Annotated in this window: 27 protein-coding genes; 12 read left to right on the plus strand and 15 right to left on the minus strand. The window is 40.4% G+C overall.

Annotation, left to right across the window (positions count from 1 at the left end; translation table 11 throughout):
• The first annotated feature begins 6 nt into the window (after positions 1-6).
• Genes GVO60_RS12405 through GVO60_RS12455 form a run of 11 tightly spaced genes read left to right on the plus strand, consistent with a single transcriptional unit; the run spans position 7 to position 9,871 of the window.
• Complete coding sequence (locus tag GVO60_RS12405; protein ID WP_159654474.1) at positions 7-1,329, plus strand: type II and III secretion system protein family protein; 1,323 nt, start codon at positions 7-9, stop codon at positions 1,327-1,329.
• The gene (locus tag GVO60_RS12410; RefSeq protein ID WP_225874926.1) at positions 1,326-1,844 is read left to right on the plus strand and encodes a hypothetical protein; all 519 of its coding nucleotides are present in this window, start codon (positions 1,326-1,328) and stop codon (positions 1,842-1,844) included. The genes GVO60_RS12405 and GVO60_RS12410 overlap by 4 nt, the downstream gene beginning before the upstream one ends.
• A gap of 3 nt (positions 1,845-1,847) precedes the next feature.
• Complete coding sequence (locus GVO60_RS12415; RefSeq protein ID WP_159654476.1) at positions 1,848-3,083, plus strand: CpaE/TadZ family protein; 1,236 nt, start codon at positions 1,848-1,850, stop codon at positions 3,081-3,083.
• Positions 3,083-4,366 (plus strand): TadA family conjugal transfer-associated ATPase, encoded by a 1,284-nt coding sequence (locus GVO60_RS12420; protein WP_159654478.1) that lies wholly within the window; start codon positions 3,083-3,085, stop codon positions 4,364-4,366. Before GVO60_RS12415 ends, GVO60_RS12420 begins: the two co-directional genes overlap by 1 nt.
• Complete coding sequence (locus GVO60_RS12425) at positions 4,363-5,283, plus strand: type II secretion system F family protein (RefSeq protein WP_159654480.1); 921 nt, start codon at positions 4,363-4,365, stop codon at positions 5,281-5,283. Before GVO60_RS12420 ends, GVO60_RS12425 begins: the two co-directional genes overlap by 4 nt.
• Positions 5,283-6,173 (plus strand): type II secretion system F family protein, encoded by an 891-nt coding sequence (locus GVO60_RS12430; RefSeq protein ID WP_159654482.1) that lies wholly within the window; start codon positions 5,283-5,285, stop codon positions 6,171-6,173. Before GVO60_RS12425 ends, GVO60_RS12430 begins: the two co-directional genes overlap by 1 nt.
• Positions 6,166-6,927: a tetratricopeptide repeat protein gene (locus GVO60_RS12435; RefSeq protein WP_159654484.1), complete on the plus strand. Its 762-nt coding sequence runs from the start codon at positions 6,166-6,168 to the stop codon at positions 6,925-6,927. The genes GVO60_RS12430 and GVO60_RS12435 overlap by 8 nt, the downstream gene beginning before the upstream one ends.
• Positions 6,924-7,430, plus strand: a complete 507-nt coding sequence (locus tag GVO60_RS12440; RefSeq protein ID WP_225874927.1) for a TadE/TadG family type IV pilus assembly protein — start codon at positions 6,924-6,926, stop codon at positions 7,428-7,430. The genes GVO60_RS12435 and GVO60_RS12440 overlap by 4 nt, the downstream gene beginning before the upstream one ends.
• On the plus strand, positions 7,405-7,956 hold the full coding sequence (gene tadF, locus GVO60_RS12445) for a tight adherence pilus pseudopilin TadF (protein WP_159654831.1): 552 nt from the start codon (positions 7,405-7,407) through the stop codon (positions 7,954-7,956). Before GVO60_RS12440 ends, tadF begins: the two co-directional genes overlap by 26 nt.
• A 1-nt stretch (position 7,957) precedes the next feature.
• Entirely contained in the window at positions 7,958-9,217 is a 1,260-nt protein-coding gene (locus tag GVO60_RS12450; protein ID WP_159654486.1) for a TadE/TadG family type IV pilus assembly protein, read from the plus strand.
• Between the two features lie 18 nt (positions 9,218-9,235).
• The gene (locus GVO60_RS12455; protein WP_159654488.1) at positions 9,236-9,871 is read left to right on the plus strand and encodes an OmpA family protein; all 636 of its coding nucleotides are present in this window, start codon (positions 9,236-9,238) and stop codon (positions 9,869-9,871) included.
• 43 nt (positions 9,872-9,914) lie between these two features.
• Here the strand turns inward: GVO60_RS12455 and GVO60_RS12460 are convergent, their stop codons facing one another.
• From GVO60_RS12460 to GVO60_RS12490, 7 genes are all read right to left on the minus strand, one after another.
• Positions 9,915-11,405, minus strand: coding sequence for a GGDEF domain-containing protein (locus tag GVO60_RS12460; RefSeq protein ID WP_159654490.1), 1,491 nt, complete (start codon positions 11,403-11,405; stop codon positions 9,915-9,917).
• A complete protein-coding gene (locus GVO60_RS12465) occupies positions 11,405-12,406 on the minus strand; it encodes a BMP family ABC transporter substrate-binding protein (protein ID WP_159654492.1) in 1,002 nt (333 codons plus the stop codon). The genes GVO60_RS12460 and GVO60_RS12465 overlap by 1 nt, the downstream gene beginning before the upstream one ends.
• 178 nt (positions 12,407-12,584) lie before the next feature.
• On the minus strand, positions 12,585-13,190 hold the full coding sequence (locus tag GVO60_RS12470) for a CDP-alcohol phosphatidyltransferase family protein (RefSeq protein WP_159654494.1): 606 nt from the start codon (positions 13,188-13,190) through the stop codon (positions 12,585-12,587).
• The gene (locus GVO60_RS12475) at positions 13,180-13,830 is read right to left on the minus strand and encodes an ATP-binding cassette domain-containing protein (RefSeq protein ID WP_159654496.1); all 651 of its coding nucleotides are present in this window, start codon (positions 13,828-13,830) and stop codon (positions 13,180-13,182) included. The genes GVO60_RS12470 and GVO60_RS12475 overlap by 11 nt, the downstream gene beginning before the upstream one ends.
• On the minus strand, positions 13,796-15,502 hold the full coding sequence (locus tag GVO60_RS12480; protein ID WP_159654498.1) for an ABC transporter permease: 1,707 nt from the start codon (positions 15,500-15,502) through the stop codon (positions 13,796-13,798). Before GVO60_RS12480 ends, GVO60_RS12475 begins: the two co-directional genes overlap by 35 nt.
• Positions 15,503-15,525: 23 nt before the next feature.
• Positions 15,526-16,668, minus strand: a complete 1,143-nt coding sequence (locus GVO60_RS12485; protein ID WP_159654500.1) for an ABC transporter substrate-binding protein — start codon at positions 16,666-16,668, stop codon at positions 15,526-15,528.
• A 201-nt stretch (positions 16,669-16,869) separates the two neighbouring features.
• Positions 16,870-17,316, minus strand: a complete 447-nt coding sequence (locus tag GVO60_RS12490) for an META domain-containing protein (RefSeq protein WP_159654502.1) — start codon at positions 17,314-17,316, stop codon at positions 16,870-16,872.
• Positions 17,317-17,515: 199 nt separating this feature from the next.
• Between GVO60_RS12490 and GVO60_RS12495 the strand changes: the two genes are divergently transcribed.
• Complete coding sequence (locus GVO60_RS12495; protein WP_159654504.1) at positions 17,516-17,764, plus strand: DUF1289 domain-containing protein; 249 nt, start codon at positions 17,516-17,518, stop codon at positions 17,762-17,764.
• Between the two features lie 126 nt (positions 17,765-17,890).
• Here the strand turns inward: GVO60_RS12495 and GVO60_RS12500 are convergent, their stop codons facing one another.
• The 8 genes from GVO60_RS12500 to GVO60_RS12535 form a co-directional block, all read right to left on the minus strand.
• Positions 17,891-18,112: a hypothetical protein gene (locus GVO60_RS12500; protein WP_159654506.1), complete on the minus strand. Its 222-nt coding sequence runs from the start codon at positions 18,110-18,112 to the stop codon at positions 17,891-17,893.
• A 363-nt stretch (positions 18,113-18,475) separates the two neighbouring features.
• Entirely contained in the window at positions 18,476-18,874 is a 399-nt protein-coding gene (locus GVO60_RS12505) for a GspS/AspS pilotin family protein (protein WP_159654508.1), read from the minus strand.
• Position 18,875: 1 nt separating this feature from the next.
• Positions 18,876-19,172, minus strand: coding sequence for a YciI family protein (locus GVO60_RS12510; RefSeq protein ID WP_159654510.1), 297 nt, complete (start codon positions 19,170-19,172; stop codon positions 18,876-18,878).
• Positions 19,173-19,273: 101 nt separating this feature from the next.
• A complete protein-coding gene (yciA, locus tag GVO60_RS12515) occupies positions 19,274-19,672 on the minus strand; it encodes an acyl-CoA thioester hydrolase YciA (RefSeq protein ID WP_159654512.1) in 399 nt (132 codons plus the stop codon).
• A 95-nt stretch (positions 19,673-19,767) separates the two neighbouring features.
• On the minus strand, positions 19,768-20,319 hold the full coding sequence (locus GVO60_RS12520) for a septation protein A (RefSeq protein WP_159654514.1): 552 nt from the start codon (positions 20,317-20,319) through the stop codon (positions 19,768-19,770).
• Between the two features lie 91 nt (positions 20,320-20,410).
• A complete protein-coding gene (locus GVO60_RS12525) occupies positions 20,411-20,638 on the minus strand; it encodes a hypothetical protein (RefSeq protein ID WP_159654516.1) in 228 nt (75 codons plus the stop codon).
• A gap of 178 nt (positions 20,639-20,816) precedes the next feature.
• The gene (locus GVO60_RS12530) at positions 20,817-23,324 is read right to left on the minus strand and encodes a hybrid sensor histidine kinase/response regulator (protein WP_159654518.1); all 2,508 of its coding nucleotides are present in this window, start codon (positions 23,322-23,324) and stop codon (positions 20,817-20,819) included.
• Positions 23,317-24,522, minus strand: coding sequence for an acyl-homoserine-lactone synthase (locus tag GVO60_RS12535; protein WP_159654520.1), 1,206 nt, complete (start codon positions 24,520-24,522; stop codon positions 23,317-23,319). The genes GVO60_RS12530 and GVO60_RS12535 overlap by 8 nt, the downstream gene beginning before the upstream one ends.
• Positions 24,523-24,555 lie beyond the last annotated feature (33 nt).

Genomic DNA, 24,555 nt, shown 5'->3' on the forward strand with positions numbered 1-24,555 from the left:
AGAATAATGTATTTGATCAAGGCAACATTTACCTTTCTTATTTTACTTTGGAGTGCTTTAGTCTCTGCTGAGAGTCTTTTGAATTTAGGGGAGGGGGAAGCTAAGGCTATAACGACCAAAACAGAGATTGCATCTGTATTTATTTCAAATCCAGAAATAGCGGATTATCAGGTCGTAGATAAAAACAAATTGGTCATTTACGGCAAGAAAGTTGGTTCTGTTTCGCTACTTGCTTTCGATGACAACTCTCAAACTATTATTAGTCGAAAGCTTGTTGTAAATACTAGTTTGATTCATGTTCAGCAACAGGTGCAGCTTCGCTATCCAAATGTTGATATTTCCATCTACAATTTAGGTGAGCAAGTTGTTTTAGCAGGTAAAGTGTCTAGCGATAAGGTTCGTGATGAAATAAACATTCTTGTTGGTGAATTGTTGGCAAAAGATTATGTTGATCACAAGATTGAATGGGATTTAGGCGATGATACTTATGAAATGGAGTTTATGACTCGGCGTCATTATAAGGGCATTGTCAATAACATCGAAGTTGCGACAACTAAACAAGTTAACGTCAAGCTATCTATAGCAGAGGTTTCCCAATCATTTTTAGAAGAGTTTGGCGTTCAATATGCTAGTAGTGGTTATTCTGTTGGTACGTTTGTTGATCAGTTAGTGAACTTTAGTGCTTCTGATATTGTTTCTGTAATAACAGCTCTCGGTGATGATAGTGTCGGACAAGTTCTTGCTGAGCCAAACCTTTCGGTTATCTCCGGGGAAACTGCAAGCTTTCTTGTCGGTGGTGAATTGCCTGTCGTAACAGTTATCGATGGGGGCACTAATGTGTTGTATAAAGAGTTTGGTATTCGACTGGAGTTAATGGCTAAAGTTTTAGAGGATGACAAGATCAAGTTGTCTTTGATGCCAGAAGTAAGCTCACTAGATACTCAATATGAAAATGAACGCTATAACTTGCCAGCTTTAAAGACGCGCCGCGCACGGACTACAGTTCAGCTTGGCGATGGGCAAAGCTTTGTATTAGGTGGGTTACTTAGCACTGAAGATAGAGAGTCTTTGAGACGCGTTCCTTTTATTGGTGATGTACCTATTCTTGGCGCTTTATTTAGACATTCAGAAACCGTTAGAAATAGGACGGAGTTGGTGATTGTAGCGACGGTAAATTTGGTTAACCCAGTTAATCCTTCACAAATTCAACTACCTACAATGAAGCGTACAACGACTATGCAGCGATTCTTCAATGTGGATTATAGTTATACACCAGCAAGTAAAACATGGGCTGAAGAAGTTCTTCAAACTGGGGGCTTCAAAAAATGAGATATCTTTTAATAATCAGCGTTTTCTTGTTTGTTTCTGGGTGCGCAGAACGAATTGATGAAAGAACTGGAATTCAGGTTGAGTTAGTTCCAATTGCTTATACTTTCAAAGCCTCTGTCAATAGTGAGAATCTAAAGCAGGTAGAAAACAAGATTTCAGAATATGTTTCTATTCATAGAGATAAAGTGCTTTCTGAACAGATTATTTTCACATGGAGCTCTGAATTTGCTAAAAAAATCGCCAATAAAACAAAGAACAAGTTGCTGAAACAAGGTGTTGACCCTAAAAATATTCATATCTACGAGTCTAACGGTAGGAATAGCAAGTTTGATTTAGTGATCGCTCTTGAACAATACCAGGTCTTAGTTCCTTTTTGCGAATACTCAAAGGTTAATCGTTATGGTTTTAGGGAGAGCGATTGCTTTGTAGAGAGTGCAAGATGGCAATCAATACAACACCCAGAAAAAATGGTGCCTAAAAATATTAGTAACAATGAAACTGAAGTGGAAAAGTAGAATATGCTAGATCTTGTCGAACTTCTTAAACCTTCAGATTCGCTAGAGCCTGAATCACAAAGCCTTTCTTCTGTTTTATTTTATCAAACAGAAGTGTGTCGTAGTCTCGTCGAAGAAGCATTTACGTTTGAAGGATTAGCTGTCCCTAAGTTACTTGAAAACCAAGATGAGGTTATTAAGAAGCACGCTCGTAGTAGTGCATTGGAAATCGTTATCGTTGAACTAAACGAAAGTAAAAATGTTACCGATGATATGCGTCGTATTAGTCACTTATTACCGAATTCAGCTTCAGTAATCGTTATTGGTAGTGAAGATGCCATTTCAACGATTCGCAACCTTAAGGAAATGGGTTTTTATTACCTGTTTTGGCCTGTTAGTAAGCAAGAGCTCATCGATTTTGTAAAAAACGTTTCAGATAATCGCTCAAGAAACTCTGGCCTCGGTAAAGCTCGTGATGCAAAAAAAGTGGCCTTTTGGGGATCAAGTGGGGGTGTAGGTACTTCGTTACTTGTTGCAGAGATAGCATGCGAACTTTCGAGTAAAAAAAATAGCTCTTGCGTGATTGTTGATCACGACTTTGTTGGGGGCAATTTAGATATTCTTTTAGGGCTTAAGAAGTTCGAGAAGAAAGACATTCCTCCTGGTGCATTAACAGCGAGTTTAGACACGTCCTATGCGCTTAATATGACTCAGAAGATTACTTCGATGTTGTCAATTTTATCGGTTAAATCTAAAGAGCTTGATGAAACTCAGATGAAAGAGTACGTGCGAACTTTGTCTGATGAGCTTTCTGAACAAACCAATTTTTTGATAGAAGATCTTTCTCGTTCAGTAAATAGTAAAGTTGATTTAGCCTATAGTGCGAATGAGTGTGATGCTATTGTTTTAGTTCTAAAACCTACGGTTTCGAGCCTAAGAGACGCAAGTCGTATTTGTTCTCTACTAAAAGAGCTTGAAACCAAAGCGCGTGTCATTGTTGTTATAAACCATACCGCACCTGAAAAGCATGCGACTGTAACGGAAGAAGAAGTAGAGAAGTATCTAAGACGGCCAATTGATGTTATTTGCCCTTACGATGGTCAAATGAGTAAAGCGTTACTCGAGGGCAAACACTTACATGACCTCAAACTTCCAATTAGTAAAAGTATCAAGCAAATTACAGCTGCTCTTCTGGGTGAAAAGCAAGAAGGAAGCAAAGTGGGTTTATTGTCAAAGCTTATTAGCCGAGGGCGTAAATAATGGATCATTCTAAGTCTATCTTTGTTGCAGTTCGTCGTCAGATATTTGAAGCTCTCGATAGCGAAGCTGTTACGGTTTTATCGAAAGAGCAACTGAGCAAACAGTTAGCTGATGCTGTTGATTTGCTGATTGATAGGCAAGGCTGGTCGGTCCCTTCCATAGTAAAAGCGGATTATGTTCAAAGCTTAGTGAACGAGATTCACGGTTTAGGTCCAATGCAATCATTGATGGAAGATGAAAGCATTAGCGATATCATGATTAACGGCTGCGATAATGTATTCGTTGAACGTAATGGCCTAGTAGAAAAATCTGAAGTTACCTTTATCGATGAAGAGCAATTGATTCAAATTGCAAAGCGAATTGCTGCACGCGTAGGTCGTCGTGTTGATGACTCGTCTCCAACTTGTGATGCCCGTTTACCTGATGGTAGCCGGGTCAATATCGTGATTCCTCCAATTGCTATAGATGGTACATCCATCTCAATTCGTAAGTTCAAGAAGAACAGTTTAAGTTTCGACTCGTTGGTAGAGTTTGGGGCGATGAGTCCTGAAATGGCTAAGCTCCTGATGATTGCAGCTCGTTGTCGTCTAAATATTTTGATTTCAGGTGGTACGGGTTCAGGTAAAACCACTATGTTGAATGCTCTCTCTCAGTTTATTTCAGAAAAAGAGCGCATTGTTAGTATAGAAGATGCTGCAGAGCTGAAATTACAACAACCCCATGTCGTGCGTTTGGAAACTCGAACTTCAGGTATTGAAGGTACAGGGGCTATTGACCAGCGTGACCTGGTTATTAACTCTCTGCGTATGCGCCCAGATCGCATTATTGTTGGTGAGTGTCGTGGTGGTGAAGCGTTTGAAATGCTTCAGGCAATGAACACAGGTCATGATGGCTCAATGTCTACCTTGCACGCCAATACGCCGCGTGACGCATTATCGCGTGTAGAAGCTATGGTGATGATGGCGACCAATAACCTACCTCTTGAGGCCATTCGTCGTAATATCGTGAGTGCCGTTGATCTTGTCATCCAAATAAGCCGTTTGCATGACGGTTCTCGTAAGGTTATGAGTGTTTCAGAAGTGGTGGGACTTGAAGGGCAAAGCGTTGTTTTAGAAGAAATCTTCCGTTTTGTCCCTAACCAGATGCAAGGAGAGGATGGGAAGGTTCGAGGTAACTTCGTCACTGCTGGTCTGATGCAGCGCTCTATTTTAGTTGAAAAAGCTCGTTTCTTTGGATTGGATGCCCAGCTTAGTCAATTGTTCGCTGCGCGAGAAATAGTATGATTTTCTGGTTGTCATTGATACTCGGAGGTTTGCTACTTGCTATAGCATTTTGGCCAACCCAACGTAAAGACAGTGAATACTTAGAACAGCTTAATCAAACATTGTATGTTAACTCCATGGATGAAGACCATAAAGCAGTTAACTTTAACAGTCTGACTGGGGAAACTTTTGTTCAAAAGGTTAAGCGACGTATTACCAATGTTAAGCTTCAACTTGGACGTTTTGCTGCTTTAAAAATCGCTATCTATTTTTGTCTGGTTGCTTTTGTCTCTTACTATGCGAATCAAACATTTCTGCCATTTTCACCTATATACGTTCTGATTATTGGCCAGATTGTTGGGGTATTTGTTGGACTGTCTCTCCTAGAAGCAAGGCAAAAGAAAGAGTTTGAAATGGCATTTCCAGATGCCCTTAATATGTTGGCGAGTGCTGTAAGCTCTGGTGAGAGTTTGATGCATTCCATTATTTTCGTAGGCAAAACATTAGAAGGTAGTGTTGGCGAAGAGTTTAAGCGAATGGGGGAAAGACTTCAGTTAGGAGAATCTCCAGATACTGTTTTTCGTAAGTCCTGTAACCGTTTTCCTTATCAGTCATTTCAATTTTTTGTAATTACGTTGCGCGCTAATATGCAGCGCGGAGGACAGCTAAAAGATGTAATCACGCGCCTCAATAGACTCATGTTTGATGCGCGAGCAATTGAGAAAAAGAAATATGCTTTGACCTCTGAAGCTCGAACTTCTGCAAAGATAGTAGCTGCGATTCCTTTTTTCTTTTTGTTTATGTTGCAATACCTTAGCCCTGAAAACTATGACTTTGTAATGAATCATCCTAAAGGTCAGCCTATTCTTTACTACGTTCTTATTAGTGAGGCGATAGGTATTTCGATAGTATGGGGATTGATGCGAGGAGTAAGGTAATGAATTTGACTCCCCAGCTATACATTTTTTTGCAGTTATGTTCTGTATTACTAGGTGTAATTTTGATCATCCTAGTGCTGTTTAGGTTAGTTAAGCGGAAAATGTTTCTCACGCAGTTTTCATTGAAAACGGATTCAAACCGAATGGGCGGTTTTGTTGAGTTTGTATCGGAAAAAGTAGCAAAGCCGGCGGTAGAGGGTAGCAATCAAGAGATCAATGATAAGTTTAAGCGTGCAGGTATTTCGAATAAGAGCCGTTGGTTAAGCTTATATATGCCACTAAAATATGGAGCGCTTTTTAGTGGATGCTTTGCTATTTATATCTACTCGCTTCAAAATACGCTGGATATGCCGACTCTTGTCGCTTTGATGGCTACTTGGTTGATTATATGTATTGTTTTGCCTGACGCGATATTAGATAGCAAAGGTAAAGCGAGAATAGCTAGAATTTCATCACAATTGCCTTATTTACTAGATCTATTGGCTGTTTGTGTGCAAACGGGTATGACGATCGAGTCTGCAATGAATTATTTATCGAAAGAAATGTCAGGATTTGATAAAGAACTGGCTGGGTTGCTAAAGAAAACCAATGATCGTTCGCGCTTAGTGGGGATGCAAAAAGCACTAGACGAACTTTATGACGATATTCCGTCTAGTGAGATGCGGAGTTTTGTTATGACACTGAAGCAGAGTTTACAATATGGTTCTTCTATTTATGGTGTTTTGACGACATTAGCCGGGGATATCCGAGATGTACAGATGCTATCGTTGGAGGAAAAAATCGGTAAGTTGGCTGCAAAAATGTCAGTGCCTTTGATCTTGTTTATTATGATTCCGATTGTAATTTTAATCGCAGCCCCAGGTATTATAAGGATGATGTCAAATGTATAAGTTTATGTCTGTTCTTTGCTGTTTTCTTATTGTCGGTTGCATGTCCACAAACGATCCTAAAGCATCTTTGGATAAAGAGGCACTACTACTACAAGCTCAGAATTACAGCGAGCTCGTAGGATTATATAAGGCCGAACTAATTAAAAAAGACACGCCAGAAACGAGAATAAAGTTAGCGCGTAGCTATCTGATGATTAAAGATGCAGACTCAGCCCTATTTACTTTACAGCCTCTAATGGCGCAAAAAAAAGTTCAGCCTGACGTGCTTTTAGTAAATGCGAGTGCTCATTATGAGTTAGGCAACTTTAAACTTGGGTTAGCTGAGATTAAACGAGCGTTAGACTCGGATGCAGGGAATGCTGAAATTCAAAATTTAGCTGGTTTGCTATATGCAGCAAATGGCGATTACAACCATGCCCGCACACAGTTTAATCATGCTCGTACCAATTTTTATAATGATATTACCATCAAAAATAATCTAGCAGTCTTAGATATCATTGAAGGTCATTACCTTGATGCTGTACAACGCTTGATGCCGATTTATACCAATGATCAAGCTGACGCTCAGGTAGAGGCGAACTTGATGTTGGCTCTTGCGAAGCTAGGTAATTTTGATTATGTGCGCTCTATGCTAGGCCCAGAAATTACTGAAGAAGAGGCATTTAACCATTTTGCAGCTCTGCGTAACTCAGAAGCTATTGTTCAACATGTAGCAGAACCTATCTTGTCATCAAAGAAACAGGAACTCCAATGAAGAATATGCTGAAGGTTAAGTACCAAAAGGGTATTGCCAGCATAGAATTTGCTCTTGGCTTTATGGCTTTTTGGCTGATGTGTATGGCATGGGTTGAAATGAGTTATCTTTCCTACATTAGTGCCATATCAGACCTTGCAATATCAGAGGCGGCTCGAAGTGCCAAGGTTTCAGAAGGTGGATACAGAGCTGTGTTTGAAGGGGTAATTAATGATAGCAACGCTCTATGGTCAGGTGTTGTTGATGAATCTAATTTTAGAATGTCAGTTCAATACATAGGAGCAATCGCTGACTTAGCGAATGTTAATCCATGTGAAGTACCAGATGGCGAAAGTTTTGCTGAGTGTGGTACTGCAACAGATAGTGCAATGGCAATATACCGTATTGATTATGATTTTACATCTATCTTTACTTATTTTATGGATACATCGAGTATTGTTAGTCGAGAAGTAATCGTTGTTCAGGAGTATGAGCGTGATGCTTTCGAAATTAGTGGCTTTTAAACAGCGTGGAACATTTAGTGTTGAGTTTGCAATCGTTGGTTTGATTTTTAGCTTACTGCTTGTCTTTAGTGGCGATGTGATTATTAAACTATCTATGAAAGGCAAGTTAGATCGTCTTTCATACTCTATGGTGAATATTTTAAAAGAGAGAACACAACTTTACTCTGAAGATTATACGATCACTCAGGCTGAAGCGCGTGAAATGTATACTATATCTCAAGGCTCTTTAGCTCGTATGGGAGGAAGCTCTTTCGACAGTACGAAGTATAAAACGATAGTTGAGGAGCTGACATTTGCAAGTAATGGCAGCCCGAATCCAGTTCGCACCTATAGTTTTGGGGCTGATGTCTGCTCGCTAAGCACAACGTTAAGGGAGCTGAGGCATTTGTCCGTGATTACTTCTTGGGATCGTCAAGCTACGCTTTACCGAGTTACCTTATGTTACGAAACCGAGAATTGGGTTGGAGAACTACTTGGTGGTGATTTTAGAATCGTTTCATCAGACGCTGTGATTATTGGTAGATAGTATGAAAAGAATTAATAAACAATCTGGCCATGCAGCATTACTATTTGCTCTAATTATTCCTGGTTTGTTCGGGTTGTTTACGTTAGCGAGTGATGGTGCTCGTGCAATACAAACTAAAGCTCGTATTGAAGATGCAGCTGAGATAGCGGTACTTGCTGTGGCAGCGCATAATGATGACAACGAGGACTCTGCAGGTTCGGGAAGTGGTAGTCAAGTTAACCGAAAGATTGCATCCGACTATCTTGAAGCCTATTTGCATGATATGACGCTTGTCAGTGAGTTAAAAATACACAAGTATAATTGTGACCAAATACCGGAATGTGTTCGAGGTTTAGCTAATGGTCAACCGCGTTTTTTTCAATATGAAGTAGAAGCGACCAGCAGGCACGTTTCTTGGTTTTCTGGAAATGATTCAATTCAAGGGTTTGGTGATACGTTTGATGCCAAGGGAGCGGCAACGGCTCGAAAGTACCAAAGCGAGGCGGTTGATATAATATTTGTTGCCGACTATTCGGGTTCTATGGCAGATGGTTGGAACGGAGGTCGATATGCGAAATATGTTGATTTACGTAATATTATTAAACTTGTGACAGATGAATTACAAAAGTTTAATGACCTAAATAACAGTGATGATAACACTGTTGGATTGACGGGATTCAACTATTATACACGCACCAAGCCGACAAATCGTTCAAATTATTGTTTCATGAGCCAGCTTGAGTACAAAAATAATGGCAATATTAATTACTCGAAAACGGTAAATCGAATTTTTACTGAAAAGAATAATAGGTATTGTGTGAATCATTATGATAGTTCGCGTTTTTTTGATTTACCTTTAACTGATAATTACTCAGCTTTTAATGGTCAGATAAATAGTTTTTACCCTAATCATGGTACTGCATCCTATCAAGGTATTATGCGTGGAGCTCAAATGCTCAGTGAAGGTACGAACCCTCGTCGGCTGCTAATTGTTCTGTCAGATGGTGATGATACTGGTTCAACTCAGAAGAATATCCATAGGAAGTTAGTAGATGCAGGTATGTGCAACAAGATAAGAGAAGAGCTTTCTTCTGGAACTTCAGCAAGTGGCCAAACTATAAAAGCTCGTCTCGCTGTTGTTGGTTTTGACTATGACGTGAACGATAATACAGCTTTGAGAGATTGTGCTGGAGAAGACAACGTGTTCAAAGCTCAAAATACAGATGATATTTTAAACAAAATACTTGAACTTATTACTGAAGAAATCGGACACCTCAATTAAATTTAAGCGGATATGATAATGATATTTAAATCTACACTTTTAGCTTCATCGCTACTTTTCTTATCTGCACATGCTAGTGCAACTGAGCAGAATGACCCGTTAGCACTTTACTGTAATCAAGATGGTGTTGAGTTTGAGCATTCTGTGACGGTAAAGCCTGGCGTTATAGTTGCTAATCATCAGGGTTCGTTTTACCAAGTTGTTACCCCGAGTGAAACGACACCGGCAATGGATTGGTTAAGTGACGAACTTAAGCAAATTGGTCTGTCACTAAACTGTTCGGAATATTTACTTACTAATAGCAGTATTGAGTTTGCGGGTGATTCTGAAGTAATTGCGCGTGTCTATTTTAATTTTGATGATTCAACGCTCACAAGCCAGTCAGAATACGTGTTAACAAGAGTTATGCGGCTTATTGAGAAGCGTTCTCCAAATTTAGAATTATCCGGTCACACGGATAATGTGGGAGATGCCGGGTACAATTTTAGTTTAGGGTTAAAGCGTTCTAAATCGGTAGAAAAATACCTTGTGGATCGAGGGGTCCAACCAAACCTAATTACGACGACTAGTTATGGTGAAACCAAGCCATTCGTTGATAATATGAGTGACGAAAATCGTCAACTCAATCGCCGTGTAGAAGTTTCTACCCTTTGACGTAGACATAGAGTAGAGATTAGAAAAATGAAACCAAGCTAAATTAGAGCTTGGTTTTTTTATTTATAACCCAGCCACTGCGTGTTTCTTTCGCCTCATACATAGCCAAATCTGCTTCGTGGATAACAGCCTCGATGTTTTGATTACCGCTCTCTCTACGTGCAATACCAATACTGGCTGAGACTAGTAGTGATGCTGCTTTGTAGTTAATTGACGTATTTATGTCGTCAATAATCTTCTGTGCTAAAGATTCTATCAACGCTCTTTCAGTATTCTCTTGAACGATGATAACAAACTCGTCACCGCCCAAACGATAAACCTTGCGTGTTTCTGTTGAATGTTGATTTAAGCGTTGTGCTATTGTTTTCAGTAAAAAATCGCCAGCACTATGACCATGTGTATCATTGATCGGTTTGAATCCGTTGAGGTCGATCATAATAAAATACGCTTCTGTGTCCGGTGTTTTTGACAATCGATCGATATGGTGATTGAAGCCGACTCGGTTGCCAATCTGAGTTAGTGAATCTGTGACTAGGCGCATTTCTAACTCTTTTTTCGCCGTAATCAATGATGTGACATCTAGAGCTGAACATTCAATAATGAAGTCGTCGCTATCGGTGGTATTGAACTGAAATGAACGTTCACCTTGAAGAGTCTCGACTTGATAATACTGTCCATCTTTGATCTTGTTGTTGGCAATTCGCATTATGAGCTGAGATTGAAGCTCTCTCGAGTACTTTTCTGCGAGTTGACTGGTGTCACCGAAGTGATGTTGAAACTCATTGTTGGCGCGAACAATTGTTTTATTTTTTGTGTCGACAACAAACTGGCAAACCTGAGTTAAGTTATAACTGGTATTTAGTCGTTGTTCACTTTTCTTAAGTTCATTAATGTTATCAAGTAACCGCTCTCTTAAATTATCTATAGAAGAAAACAGCGATGTAAATTCTACGTATTGATGTTCAGGTGGTGTTATGCCTATTTCACCTTTGGACATTAAATATCCATATCGTTGGGCGTCATAAAAAGGCTTGCTAAGCAACGCAAGTATTTGTCGACTAAACAAAAAACCAAGCAAGAAAAAAGCGCCAACAAGGATCAATGCAATTGGGATAATTGACATCAGCTCACTCTTCCCAATTGCTTCTTCGTTTTTTTCAATGTCTAATGAGCCAACCATATTGGCATCCATATCGTATATTGGAAAAGACAAATGTGTGACTTGCAGGTTTTTAGTTGTTGTGACTACTTCAGCCAATGTCATATCAAACACATTTGAGTTTAATGAAACTTTCACAACATGATCGATATGGGCGATATGATTGACGACCTGTTGCGCAGCGTCAGTATCTAATTCTGTAACAGCGTGACGAGCATTGAGAGATTGAGATTCAATGATTTCAGCAAACTGGTGGTTGAGTGACTGTAGGTTTGACTGGTAATAAAAAACAAACCCAAGCCCTCCCAATATCGAAAGAGGAACTAGCGTGAATATGACGTAGTAAAAAATGATTCTATGGGTTAATCGTTTCATTATAAATGTCTATTACAGTGTTTATTTAGCCTTTGTAGAGGTTTACTAGCAGGCATTTTCATCTCATCGCTTAGCTTTCTAATCAATTCCATATCGCTGTCGGTGATTAAAGTATGCTTAGGGTTTAATACAACATCAACCATGTTTTGTGATACCCCAAAGTGTTTGTGATTGCTGTTCCAAATACCCAAATGCAATTGCTTTAGTACTGCATACGTAGCCTTATCAACGTGTTTTATCATCGATGCTAGTATTACATTTGAGTATTGAGCGCTTTTATCAGTATCAACACCAAATGCCATTCCACCGCGTGCTTTGATTACATCGTAAACACCAATGCTTGCTTCTCCTGCTACGGGGAAAATAATATCAGCACCTTCATAGAGCATTTTAGAAGCTATTTCTGATGCCGCATGTTTATCTGTCCAAGCGCTATGTGATTTTCCAATGTAAGCAATATCGACTTCAACTTTTTTATTAACACTTTCTATACCGAGTTCGAATCCGCATAAAAAGTTATTGATTGGTGCGCTGTCTACACCACCAATAAAACCAACTTTGCCAGTTTGCGTTTTTATTGCCGCGAGATAACCCATTATGTAAGCACTGTGTCTATTATCAAAAAGAATACCAATGCTATTAGATGCATCATAGCTTATGTCGTAGGCAATAAAACGAGTGCCAGGATGGCTTTTTACAAAGTTTTCGAGGTTAGGAGTGCTAGAGGCATACACGGTTAAAATTGGATCATATTTGTTTTCTACCGCGTCCCTTACTGTATCCATGTAATCAGAGTGATTTACAACTGTCTGAGATACGTTTATACCAAGCTCATGTTGAGCTTTTTCGATACCTTGCTCTATTAATCCCAAAAAGCTGTTAGAGCTAGGAGGGGTGATGTAGACAACCATAGGGTTGAGTGGAGATGAGTGATCTCTTGCGCTAACATTTGTCGAGAGAGAAATGACAGCGATACATACTAGCAAGAGTAAATTGAGCATTATTGTCTGGACTTATAATTCTTATATTGGTTATGTGCTTGTTTGATATGCATATAACGCTAATTAATCTGTAGAGTGCGGATTCTATTGTATGTTTAATCGTCATTCAATTGTCGCCGACAAAATTTGAACTATTTAGGCATATATCTCGTACACTAGTAGAATTCAGTTACTTTAGCTACTTAAGGGTATGGTAGCCTGAATAAATTCGAGTGAATGTCGTTATCCAACACAACCCCCCAAACGTATAAGCGATAAGGCTATAATGTTGAGGGAGTAGGCAAAAGAGTATGAAGCAGGCGATGGTTTCTGTTCCTTCAGTTATGCCACTCATGTAGTAGAGAGACTTGTTCTTATATACTGGATTTTCTATACCTCGTTTACTAGCCATAACAGCGAAGGCTAGAAAACTACTTCCTGTTCCAATAAATGAGAAGATCAAAAAGGCACTCGCCAAAGCGTTTTGTTCTGGAAGAGCAACTGCAAATCCAAACGGAATCAAAGAGTAAAAAAGAAAGTCGAGGCTAATGTCCAAAAATCCTCCTGCATCGGTAATCCCTTGAATCCTTGCCAACGCGCCATCAAGACCATCTGCAATTCTGTTCAAACAGATGAATAGTAGGGCGAGATCATATCGTTGGTAGATTAATGCTGGGAAGGCAAAACAACCTAGTACAAAGCCAGCGAGTGTTATCTGATTGGCGGAAATACCAAGAGTGTTTAGACCTTTCGCTGCCTGTTTTAGAGGTTGTTTGATTATTTGGATACTATATCTATCTAACATTCGTGATATTCCAGTCTAGCTGAACAAGTTGGCTGTGAATTGGGACGTCCCCTTCATCGTGGGTAACCAGTAAGGTAGGTACATTCGCTTTGCTTAACTGCTCGAACACCCATTGGCGAAATTGAATACGAAGATCTTTATCAAGCTTACTGAAAGGTTCGTCAAGTAAAACAACCAAAGGCTCTGCAAGTAACATGCGAACGAGACTAACTCGCGCTCTTTGGCCTCCTGATATCTGTTCTGGGTACGAATATGCGAGCTGTTCTAATGAAACCTTTCTAAGTGCCTCGATGGCTCGATTTTCTCGCTGTATTCCTTTAACACTATTTGGCAGGGCAAAAGCTAGGTTTTGCCAAATATTAAGATGGGGAAAGAGGAGATCATCTTGAAACAAGATACCGACATGGCGTAAATGGGGTGGTTGGTACGAAAGGTCATTGTCTTGCAGCAACACTCTCCCCTCAAAGTTAAACTCGTCGCTGAGATGACCAGCAATTAAGTTTAGTAACGTTGATTTTCCGCAGCCGCTAGGCCCCATCACCACTGCAACTTCACCGGAATCTATAGTGATATTGATAGGAGAGAATAGGGGAGTGCTAGACTGTTTACGGATGACGAGGTTTTCGAGACGTAGCGTCATTGGGTACAGACTCCTGATAAATAGTTGGTTTAACGCGGGCTCTATGTTGCAAACGTGAAGCTAAAATTGCGGTTGTAAAAAAGACAAAAGGCAGCAGCGCTTGCCATAGAGCATAAATGGCCGTCACTCTTCGGTCGAAGCCACTTGAAAGAGCAACTGCCTCTGTCGTTACCGTCGCAATACGTCCGCCACCTAAGATTAAAGTAGGCAGATACTGAGCAAGACTTACGCTTGCCCCAATTGCCCAGGCATACAAAATGGAAGGTAACAGTAGCCGACTTTTCACCATGAAGAAGGTCTGTAATGGACTTTTCCCAAGGCTTAGTGCAGCGCGCGTATAGTTTTGGTTATAGCTCTTCCATGGTCCATCTAAAGATAGATAGACGAAAGGAAAAGCGAAAAAGATATGTGACCAGATAACCCACAGGTAGTAGCTTTCACTCGAAACATAAAGGGTTGCGATCTGCAAACCAAACAAAATAGACAGTTGCGGAATAAGCATTGGGATAGCGACGACATATCCAGGAATATGGAGCTTATTCTTTATTCGATATTCATGCGCTAAGACTGCTAAGCACAAGGTGATCATTGCCGTGATAAGGGCGATGGCAATGCTCTGGCTGATGATTGGTAAAAAGCTAGGCCATTCGCTCTCCCAAAAACGATCACTGAATCGGGAGGGCATGATATCAGGGAAGCGCCATCTCTGTGCATACGACCAAATTAGCATGAGTGGGAATATGGCGATACTTAATAGAGTGATGATGCCGAAAAATGAAGTTCCAGGAAGCGATATTCCTGCACGTCCGGAGTATTGCCAACGCTTAAAATAGTGAGTGGCAAACTTTTCAATCAATAGGACTAGCAATAATAAAAAGCTGGTAAGAATGAATAATAAAATTGCACCTGATGCAGCTCTAGGAAGTAACTGCAGATCAGGATCGTTAAACCATTGCCATACTAGCATTGCTAATGTTGGCGGTGTGTTTGGCCCTAAAATCAAAGCAAAATCGACGACGGACGAAGCATAGGCAACCACGGCAAAAAGTGGAAAGCGCATTTTTGCCAACCATTGTGGTAATACTACCTTGATCCAGAGTTGACTAGGGGAGTAACCTAAAGAACTGCCTACTTTGCTGAGCTTTTCAATTTCAAGTTGTTGCAGAATAGGAATACTCATTAGGAGTAAAAAAGGTACTTCTTTCAAAGCTAATGCTAATGTTAATCCTATGGCAAAAGGATCATGGACCAACCAACTGGTTGATATGTCATTAAACTCGACACCGAATAACGTAGAGATGATCCGTGTCGTTAATCCTGTTGGTGCAAATAAAAAAGCAAATCCAATTGCAAATGCAACATGTGGTACTGCAAGCAACGGAGAAAGCACTAATTCGACTCGCTTCCAGTGTTTATTGCGCCATAGGCTTTGAAGAATAGCGAAACAAATAGTGAGAGCCAGATAAGTACTGGTTAATGCTGTAAAAAGGGTGAGTAGGCTAGACGTGCTAATTCCTGGCCAGTTTAATACGTCTGCGTAGCCTTGGAGTGATAGCGAATCAAGTCCTACAGGAGGTATGTAGCTAAACGACGAAAGCATCACACCTATGATCCCTGGCAGGGTAGGTATGATAACTATGCATATAAGTAATAAGTACGTAGCTCTAAACATCTGGCTCTCGTCGTGTAGCTTAATTAGTTTCCGTAGCGCTTCTGCCATTCAGTTTCTAGCGCGACTTGCCAGCTAGGATGTGGTTCTGCGATCGATTTAAATAATTGAGTGTTTTTAGCTGTTCCAGTTAGGTATTGGTTTTGCAACACGGAAGGGTCTCCCCATATTTTGAGATCTCCCTTGCGAGATTGTGCTTCCGGACTAAGCAAAAAATTAATCGCGACTTGCGCACCTTCGGAAGCCGTCGCGTTCCACGGTATTGCTAAAAAGTGAATGTTTGAAAGTGCGCCCATATCCATTGCATATGCAGCAGTCGAGTCAGCTAAGGTGCCATTTTCTTGAGCAGAAAACACAGCGTTTGGATTAAAAGTAATGGCAAGATCAAGTTGACCATCATCAAGTAACTGAAGCGTTTCTGCACTACCTGAAGGGAATTGCGTACCTTTACGCCATGCAACTGTGTGAAGCTCATCTAGGTATTTCCAAAGAGGAGCCGTGATGAGTTGGAAATCTACTTTTTCCGTTGGCTGAGATAGTGTCTCGTCATTGTTAGTGAGTTCAATCAGTAGCGCTTTTAGAAAACTCGTACCGTGAAAAGCGGGTGGCTTCGGGTACGTAATTCGATTAGGGTATGCTTTTGCATAGCTGAGTAATTCGCTAAAGGAAGCCGGTGGGTTATTGAGCTTTTGTGTATCATGGATGAATACCAATTGCCCAACTCCCCAAGGCGCTTCTAAACCATCCGTTGGTACAGAGAAATCGCTATCGACAGGAAGTGATTGGTCAACATATTGCCAGCTAGGCAGCTGATCTACAAATGGACCAAATAGAAGCTTATTCGATTTCATTGATTTGAAGTTTTCGCCGTTGATCCAAACCATATCAACACTACCACCGTTATTCTTTCCCGCTGCTTTTTCAGCGATTAGGCGAGCAGTTGTCTCGGCGATATCTGTAACTTTAACGTGTTTGAGTGTCACACCATGTTGCTGTTGGAGTTGGCTGTTTGCCCAGCGTAGATAGTTGTTGATCTCCTGGCTTCCCCCCCAAGCATGAAAGTATACCGTCTGCCCATCAGCCTTATTGGTTATCTCTTCCCAAGAGTTATTGGCATGTAAATGAGTCACCGTAAGCAGCGAAAATATTAATGTGATCAGCCTTGTCATAATGGTCCCTAAATTAAGTGTCACTTGTTCGGTTTGGTGTATAGACCGGGTTAGTGGCCATACCTATTCATTATGACGGAAAAAATTCAAATTTTTTATATATTTGAAGGTTTAGTGATGGTTTGTTAATTGAGGAAGGGATGTTTTAGGTAAAAAAAAGCAGCCTTTAGAAGGCTGCTTTGATGTTGAATAACCTAGCAATTAGTTTTTCCAATCGTTAAGTTTAAATGTAAGAGTGTGCACATCGTTCTTTAGAACAAGTCCATCTTTAGTTAGTGACATATCACTCCAGTCAGACAGAGTTTGAGAAAACGCTTGTTCTACATCCATTATGTCGCCAACACACATTTTCATGGTCATTCCCATTTTTTCAACACGGAATTGATTGTCTTTTAGCTCGCCTTGACCAAAGAAATTGTTACAACCAGCGTTACCATTTGCGGTCATGTTTTCACCAATTTCTAGGCGAGGTCCTTGCTGACGGCCTTCCGTCACTACTTTATTACCGTCGACGCTTACAAGCTCCCAGTTATGGTGTTGTAGGTCTTGAGCTGTAATTTGTTTCACATCGTCACCATTGCTTGCACAAGCTGTCATTAGGATAGGCAGAGAAATTGCTGCAAGTAATGTTTTTGGACTAAGCTTCATAATAAATCAACTCCAATATGTGGATACACTAGTCGACATTGCTCGACTATTAATGACGGCTAGTATAGTTAATAAAACGGTGTTTTTGTCAGCTTTGCGTCATAGTTTGGTATGAATCACATAATGGAACTTATTGATAAACATCCAATTATAGTTTGAAGTAAAGTTTGAGCTCAGTTTCTATCCGTCGAGGCGCATTATGGAGCAGTTAGAGTTCTTTGTTGTCCCAAATCCTTGCGTCGGAATATGTACTGTCGATGAAAAGGGATATTGTCGCGGTTGCATGCGTAAGAGAGAAGAGCGTTTCAAATGGCTAGAAATGACGCCTGCGCAGCAGTTGCATGTGATCAAGTTGTGTCGTCAACGATATTTGAGAAAAGTGCGAGGATCTCAGGCTGTACCTTCAAATATCGATATAGATTCTAATCCTCAGCAAGATCTTTTTTAAGTTAAAACACTAATGAGAGTATATGTTTTGATGTCGTACTTATAGACGATTTTATGAAGAATAAAGAGAGATTCGGAGTAAACTTTATTAGAACCTCTCTCAATACACATCATGCAAGTATTAGCGTTATTTCATTCCCCAACGGTCACTGACCCACCCACCTGCATTATCATCGTAATGGCTACCTGAAAATCTATGATTAGCTTCTACGTGGTTTTCGTTTCCGCTTTTTGAATCCATTAAGTTTTGAATGTAGCTTGCCATAGGATCACCACCGCTCAGTCGCTCTCGCCGTGTTGCTACCTCTTTAATCAGTTGAAGACGGTATGAATTGCTAGCACGTTTCATTTGGTGATCCTCCTTGTTTATGACACTAGTATGAAAAGTTAGAAGCTAAACAATCACCCGTCAATGGTGTATTGGTTGTTTTTTAGTCAATTCTTTCCTGTAAAACAAAGTGAATAAGAGGCAAGGTTAGTTTACATATACTAACTCCTTGTGATCTTGCGGAATTTACGATTCGCCTCATTCAATAGTTGCAATAAAAAATTCATAAATGTTTATTGCTGATATAGACGGTGCTTCTTTGTGGTGTGGCGTGCTGTGTTTTGTCTACCACTTAAATAAGAAGGCACATATTTGATTAGTATAGATATAGAAAAACCTCGCGGCAGCGAGGCTTTTTATCAATTCAACTATGAAGGAAGTTTGTTAGTTGGCTTCGCACGTATCAAGCGTAATTAGCTGATCAGCCATCAGTTGACCTCGTGAATTTCGCATTTTTATTCTATAACTTAGCCCAGCATCTAAATTCTTCTTGATTGCTGGGTTAGTGCAGTATGTATTAATGCTGCGCTTCAGGACTTCAGTCGTTGGCTTTGCACCTTGCGCATCTTGGTTATACACCATCATCATTTCGATAACAGAACCTTTCGCTGACGCTCGCATTATAGAGAGGGCACCGACTTCTAGTGGCAACTCAGCAGAAAGAAGCTGTGCGCGATTATCTGCGAGTAGCTCTAGGTGTTTTTGCTTTTGAGCGGATGAAGAACACCCTGCTGTTACGGCGATAAGTAGGGCTATCGCCGCAGGTTTGGCAAAATTAAACATATTAGAATACTTTTTTGAAAGGTTTTACAACAACGTGTTGATATACACCAGCCGCAACATAAGGATCAGTGTCTGCCCAAGCTTGAGCCTGTTCAAGAGAGTCAAATTCGGCAATAACGGTTGACCCAGTAAAACCAGCTTCTCCAGGGTTGTCTGAATCAATCGAAGGCATAGGTCCGGCGGTTAGAAGACGTCCTTCATCTTGCAGCTGTTGAAGGCGCTCTAAGTGAGCTGGACGTACGCTCATACGTTTTTCAAGAGAGTTCTCAACATCTTGGGAAAAAATAACATACCACATGATTCGATATCCTTATTGGGTATTTAAAACTATCAGGCCTTCACTCTACCGTAACACGTTCATATTAAAAGTATTCGAGCAGATAATTTGTGAATTCTATCTTAAACCGACTGGATTGGGCGTGGTTTTCCTTCACTATCGATTGCGACATAATTAAAGGTTGCTTCACACACTTGGTAACGAGACTGAATGCCATCTTCTGTGACGGGTTTTACCCAGACCTCCAAATTGATAGACATAGAAGTGCGGCCGATTTTAGTACATTCGCCATAGCAACAAACAACATCTCCGACTCGAACTGGCTTTTTAAAAGTAATACTTGAAACTGATACAGTCACGATTCGTCCAGATGAAATTTCTTTCGCTAATATACCTCCAGCTAGATCGAGCTGAGACATTATCCAACCACCAAAAATGTCGCCGTTTGCGTTAGTATCTGCGGGCATCGCTAGAGTTCGAAGGAGAAGCTGACCTCTTGGGGCCGTTATATCATGATTCATTTTGACATCCGTAACAAACAAAACAGCGACTCAATTAGTCGCTGTAAACTCGCCTAAACGAGGAAAATAAACCAGATTGTAACAAATGATAGGGGCTAGTCGCTAGAGTCTGAGTGGGGCAGATTTTTAGGAAGTTGCTTATAGATATAAACGCCTGTAAGCAACGTAAAGCCAAAGGTCGCAATGAGCAAACCAAATACTTTAAAATTGACCCATACATCCAATGGCAGTCGAAATGCAACATAGATGTTCAGCACGGCACACAATGCAAAAAATATCACCCAAGCGAAAGTGACTTTCTTCCAAACCGCATCAGGTAATGTGATTTCTTTTCCAAGCATTGATTTTATCGCTGATTTCCCCATGAAGTGGCTAGTTGCAAGCCCGATTGAGAATATCGCGTAGATGATGGTTACTTTCCACTTAATAAAATTGTCGTTGTGTAGAAAAATCGTCATCCCACCAAAAATTGCGACCATTAGAAACGTAACAAGCTGCATTTTCTCTATTTTTTTATAGAAAAAATAGGTGAGAACAAGTTGAACGGCTGTTGCTGCAATGAGTGCCCCTGTTGCAACATAGATATCCTGCATTTTGTATAAAGCGAAGAAAATTATGAGGGGGATAAAGTCGAGCAGTTGTTTCATTGAACTAATCTTAATGTTGCCACTGAACTCTCAGTCTAACTAATTTAGCTAATAAGACAAAGAGTGAAGTGGCAACCTCTCAACATCATTTCTAGACTTGCAATTGGCGTTTATAGTCTTCTAAATACCCTTCATTTCGTAAGTTATCGACGGTGATTTGAAGTTCTTCATCACTCATTGCGAAACAACTCGACTTTCCAGTCATTACGTTAAGATATTGATGGTATTCGATTTCAGTAAAGTGACCCAAACGATCAACCAATAAGGATTTTATCCCATGGTGAATGAGTCGATAATATGTGTGGCGTTGGACCTGCATAGGCGGCTCCTTACTATAAGCAAAGCCGAAACTTTGCCGCTAAAAACCTATAGCGTTAGAGCTGCATATTTGATGCCAGATATATGAAGAAAATTGGTCTAAATATTGACGCAATTTGAGAGAAAGACGCAATTTGAGAATGCCTTTTACCAGATTGCAACGAGGTAAATGCACTCTGTTAAGCTGTTTCTTTTGCACTTAACGAGGATTGTAGAACTCGTTGAAGGGCAGTTTTCGTTGTCGGTTTAGAAAGTCGCCCATCCATTAACTCGCTCATACGTATGATATCTTGCTCTCCAGACTCTCCGGAAAGTGCGATGATTGGGATGGTGGGATATGATTGCTTAATGATGCTGGCCGCTTCAAATCCATCCATAACGGGCATCTGTATATCCATAAAGACTAAGTCGATAGGGTTATTTTGAATAATTTCAATCGCTACTTTTCCGTTATTTGCCAGAACCACGTCGTAGCCGAGTTGTTGTAGGTAGAGTTTGACTAATGCTCGCTGGACCTCTTTGTCATCGACGACCAGAATGAGATTTGGGGAATCTAGTGCTTTTTTAGGTTGCGTTAGCGCGTATAGCTCATCTTTTTTTTCTGCGGCTTTGTGCTTTGCGGGCTCTGAAGGCTGTGGTTGCGCTGTGATATTGCTCACCGGGAACACCAGAGTAAACTCTGTATAGCTATCAAGCTGTGATTGGCAACGAATAGAGCCACCAAATGACTTCATAACGCGCTGACAGTAACCTAAACCTAAGCCACTCCCGCCACTTTTATTATGGCTAAAGAAATCATCGAAAATGCGGTTAATGAGATCGTCGGGGATACCTGGTCCTGTATCTCGAATTACAATTTGATTTTCATAATCATTGTATTCAGTACGAATATCAATCTTGCTATTTGGGAAGGAATCAAAATAGTAAACGGCATTACGCAATATATTAAATATTACAAAGTTAAACAGAGTCTCGTTGATTTTTGCGACAAAATCATGGTTGAGTTGCAAGTTTACTTTGTTAGCCTCTGCTGTGTTTTCAAAACCGTACTGAGCGACGGCATTTTCAATGGCAGACTTAATCGATACCGGTTCGACAGGTTCTTGGTCCAAAGAAGAAGAATTCACTTCGCGCAGAATAATATCAATCAACTGCCTTCCTCGGTTGATGGCTAATTGTCCTTGTTCGACATGAGGCATCAGTGAGTTAGGGGTTGCGGGCTCTTCTAATTTCTGTTTTAAACATTCAAATTCATATTGAACTTGCGCTAAAGGATTGCGCATTTCATGTGCGATAGAGTTCGCTAAAGCTTGTGCTTGGCGAAGTTTTTGTTCGTGATTGATATGAACTTGCGCTTTTTTCAGAACGCGTGAAATTGCTTTGAGTTCTTCATAAGAGAAGTTGACGTTAGCAACCTTATGGCTCGAAACAAGCACATGAGAGAGTTTATTTTTCGATTCATATAGCGGTAATACGAGTGCTGAGTCTGAATTGTTCATATTGCGAAGCAATTCATAGAGACCAGCTTCACTTGATTGTTCGACTGTATCTTCGAGTTCATCAATGACTAATGGCGAAGAGTGCATCTCAAAATATGAGCGATATTGATTTGCACCTTGATAGTCGTCTAGCAGTCTTAATTTATCGCTTGGAACACCTAAGTAGCTTGCAAGCCTAGCTATCGCTTTTTTAGGTGATTCTTGGAAAAGTGTTTCTAAGCGAACAATTTTATCAATTGGCGACAGGAACGAGCCATAGAACAATCTGTTCGTCATTAGCTTAATTTTACAGTATGAGATTGACCAGGTTGAACCGATGAAAATGGTAAATAATAGAATGGTACTGAAACTCATAGCGACATACTGATTGAGAGTATAGAGGCATAAGGTATAAACACCTGCCGTTATTGCTGCAGTCAGGGAAAGAGACAACATATAACGGAAGCTGTAAAAACGAGAAGCGAGAATCGCATAACCCATAAATAGCATCTCACTTACCGAGAGGGCTGGTGGAAGCCAAGTAAGTGAGAAATCTTGAAAGAAATAAGTAAACCCAAGCTGAATTACAGCTGTTGAACACATGAATATCGTCATTCCCATGATCATATAATTGATACGGGTGCGTCGAATCCTGCTTGCGCTACTTCTTATCGAAAATAAGTTAATAAAAGTGAAGAAAACCAGCGTTGTTAAACCAAGGAAAAATGGTTGAGTGTATTCGCCAAAATCCAAAATGAATTGGCTAGGTCCACTAATAATCGCACCTCTAACGGTATACCCAGGAATTAAGTTCCAAATCAAGCATAATGCGATGGTGATCAAGACAATTGAGTTTTGAATCAGGTGCGGTTTGGCGTGAGCGTAATGTGATTTTATCGTGACGGTAAATTGATAGGCTGAGGCGAAAGCGACGAGAGCGGACAAATTTGCCACGATAGCCATGGTAACAGCGGCTTGTTCACCAAATTCAACTAAGAAACCTGTATGGAAATAAGCGTTACTCATTATCCAAACTGATAACCCTAAGGTGTAGGTGATGTAAAATACGTACGGTTTGACACTTTTTGAACCATAACGCTTCGTCAAAGAAGTACAGAAAAAACCTGCCCAACCGAATACAAGCAGTGCGGTGAGAAGCAAGACGATTGCTTTAGGGTAAAGTAGTTGGGAGGCAATAGTACTAAGCATGGTTTAGCTCTTTACGGCGAACTCGTTTCATTTGGTAAACAGTTTGTTGTTTGTAGCTACGAAAGTTACTGGCTGAAAATTCTGCACTAAGGCGAGCAATATTCCAAACACCTTTGTATGTCGGATGATCAGAGCCGCTTAATTGGCAACTACTCAGTGGAAGGTACACATCAGACGGCAGGGAAGCATAATATTGGATCATTAAGGGTTGCTCAATGATGACAAATGCGATGTTGAATTCCGCGTCATGCAGTTGTTGCATTAAGCGTTTCTGCGCGAGGTACAAGAAAAAGAGTCTTTGCGCTGTTGTCCCACTTACCGTCAAGCGAATAATCTCGCAGCTTTGCTCTGGCATGGAAAGATTTGACCAAAGCATAGAATCAAATTGCTTGGTACTTTGTTGGCGCAATGGGCTAATAGAGTCGGTCAAATAATCTTGTTCAAGTTGGGTTAATTGGTCTGGATCGCCAATATTCTTCCATTTTTTGGTCTGGAAAAATGGTGAGAAATAGAGCCAATCGTTGGCTTGACCACTTTCCTGAACCTTTGCACTGGATACGAGCGTTGGATAGTCGCAGCCAAGAGTTTGAGTGGTTAATAGAAAATGTGTTCCAGATTGCGATTGATCCAAAGAATAGAGTATTTCATACCACTTTTGCTCAAGCACTAACGTAGACAGATTGACCATGACTATTGCATCTACGAGTGTCATCGGGTAGTCGCAATGCAAGGTATGATAAAAAGCATTGGTAGAAGATATATCTTTTATAAGTTCGTCTTGATAAGCATGTTCTGCGTTAGTTAGGTTTGCGGCTTTTCCTTGAGATAATAGGCCTGAGGTTGACAGGTACTTGTTGTGTAGTTTCCATAATTGGTAGTAAGCCCAAGCTTCAGGCCAGCAACTGAATACAGTTAAAGCTTCGTGTTCAATATTTCTCCATTGAGTAGGCCAATGGGCAGGAGGAGTACTAATAAGACTGACAAAAGTGGAAGAACTGATTTGAGTTGAGAGGTTTTCCGATCTCAGCTCGGGGTGGACTTGATACGCCTGGTTTAAGCGATCAGTAAATCGCTCTTTGAAAAACGAAAAACTTCGTTCATCGAACAAGAGTTCAATTTTACTGAAAAACCGTTCAGCCCTATCGAAATCTATCGTTTCGATTAACGCTGATTTGTAGTGCCAAGCCATAGCTAACATGTACGTTGTTTACTCTTTGGTCTTATTATTAAA

The organism is Vibrio atypicus, assembly GCF_009811315.1.
Taxonomy (GTDB): domain Bacteria; phylum Pseudomonadota; class Gammaproteobacteria; order Enterobacterales; family Vibrionaceae; genus Vibrio; species Vibrio atypicus.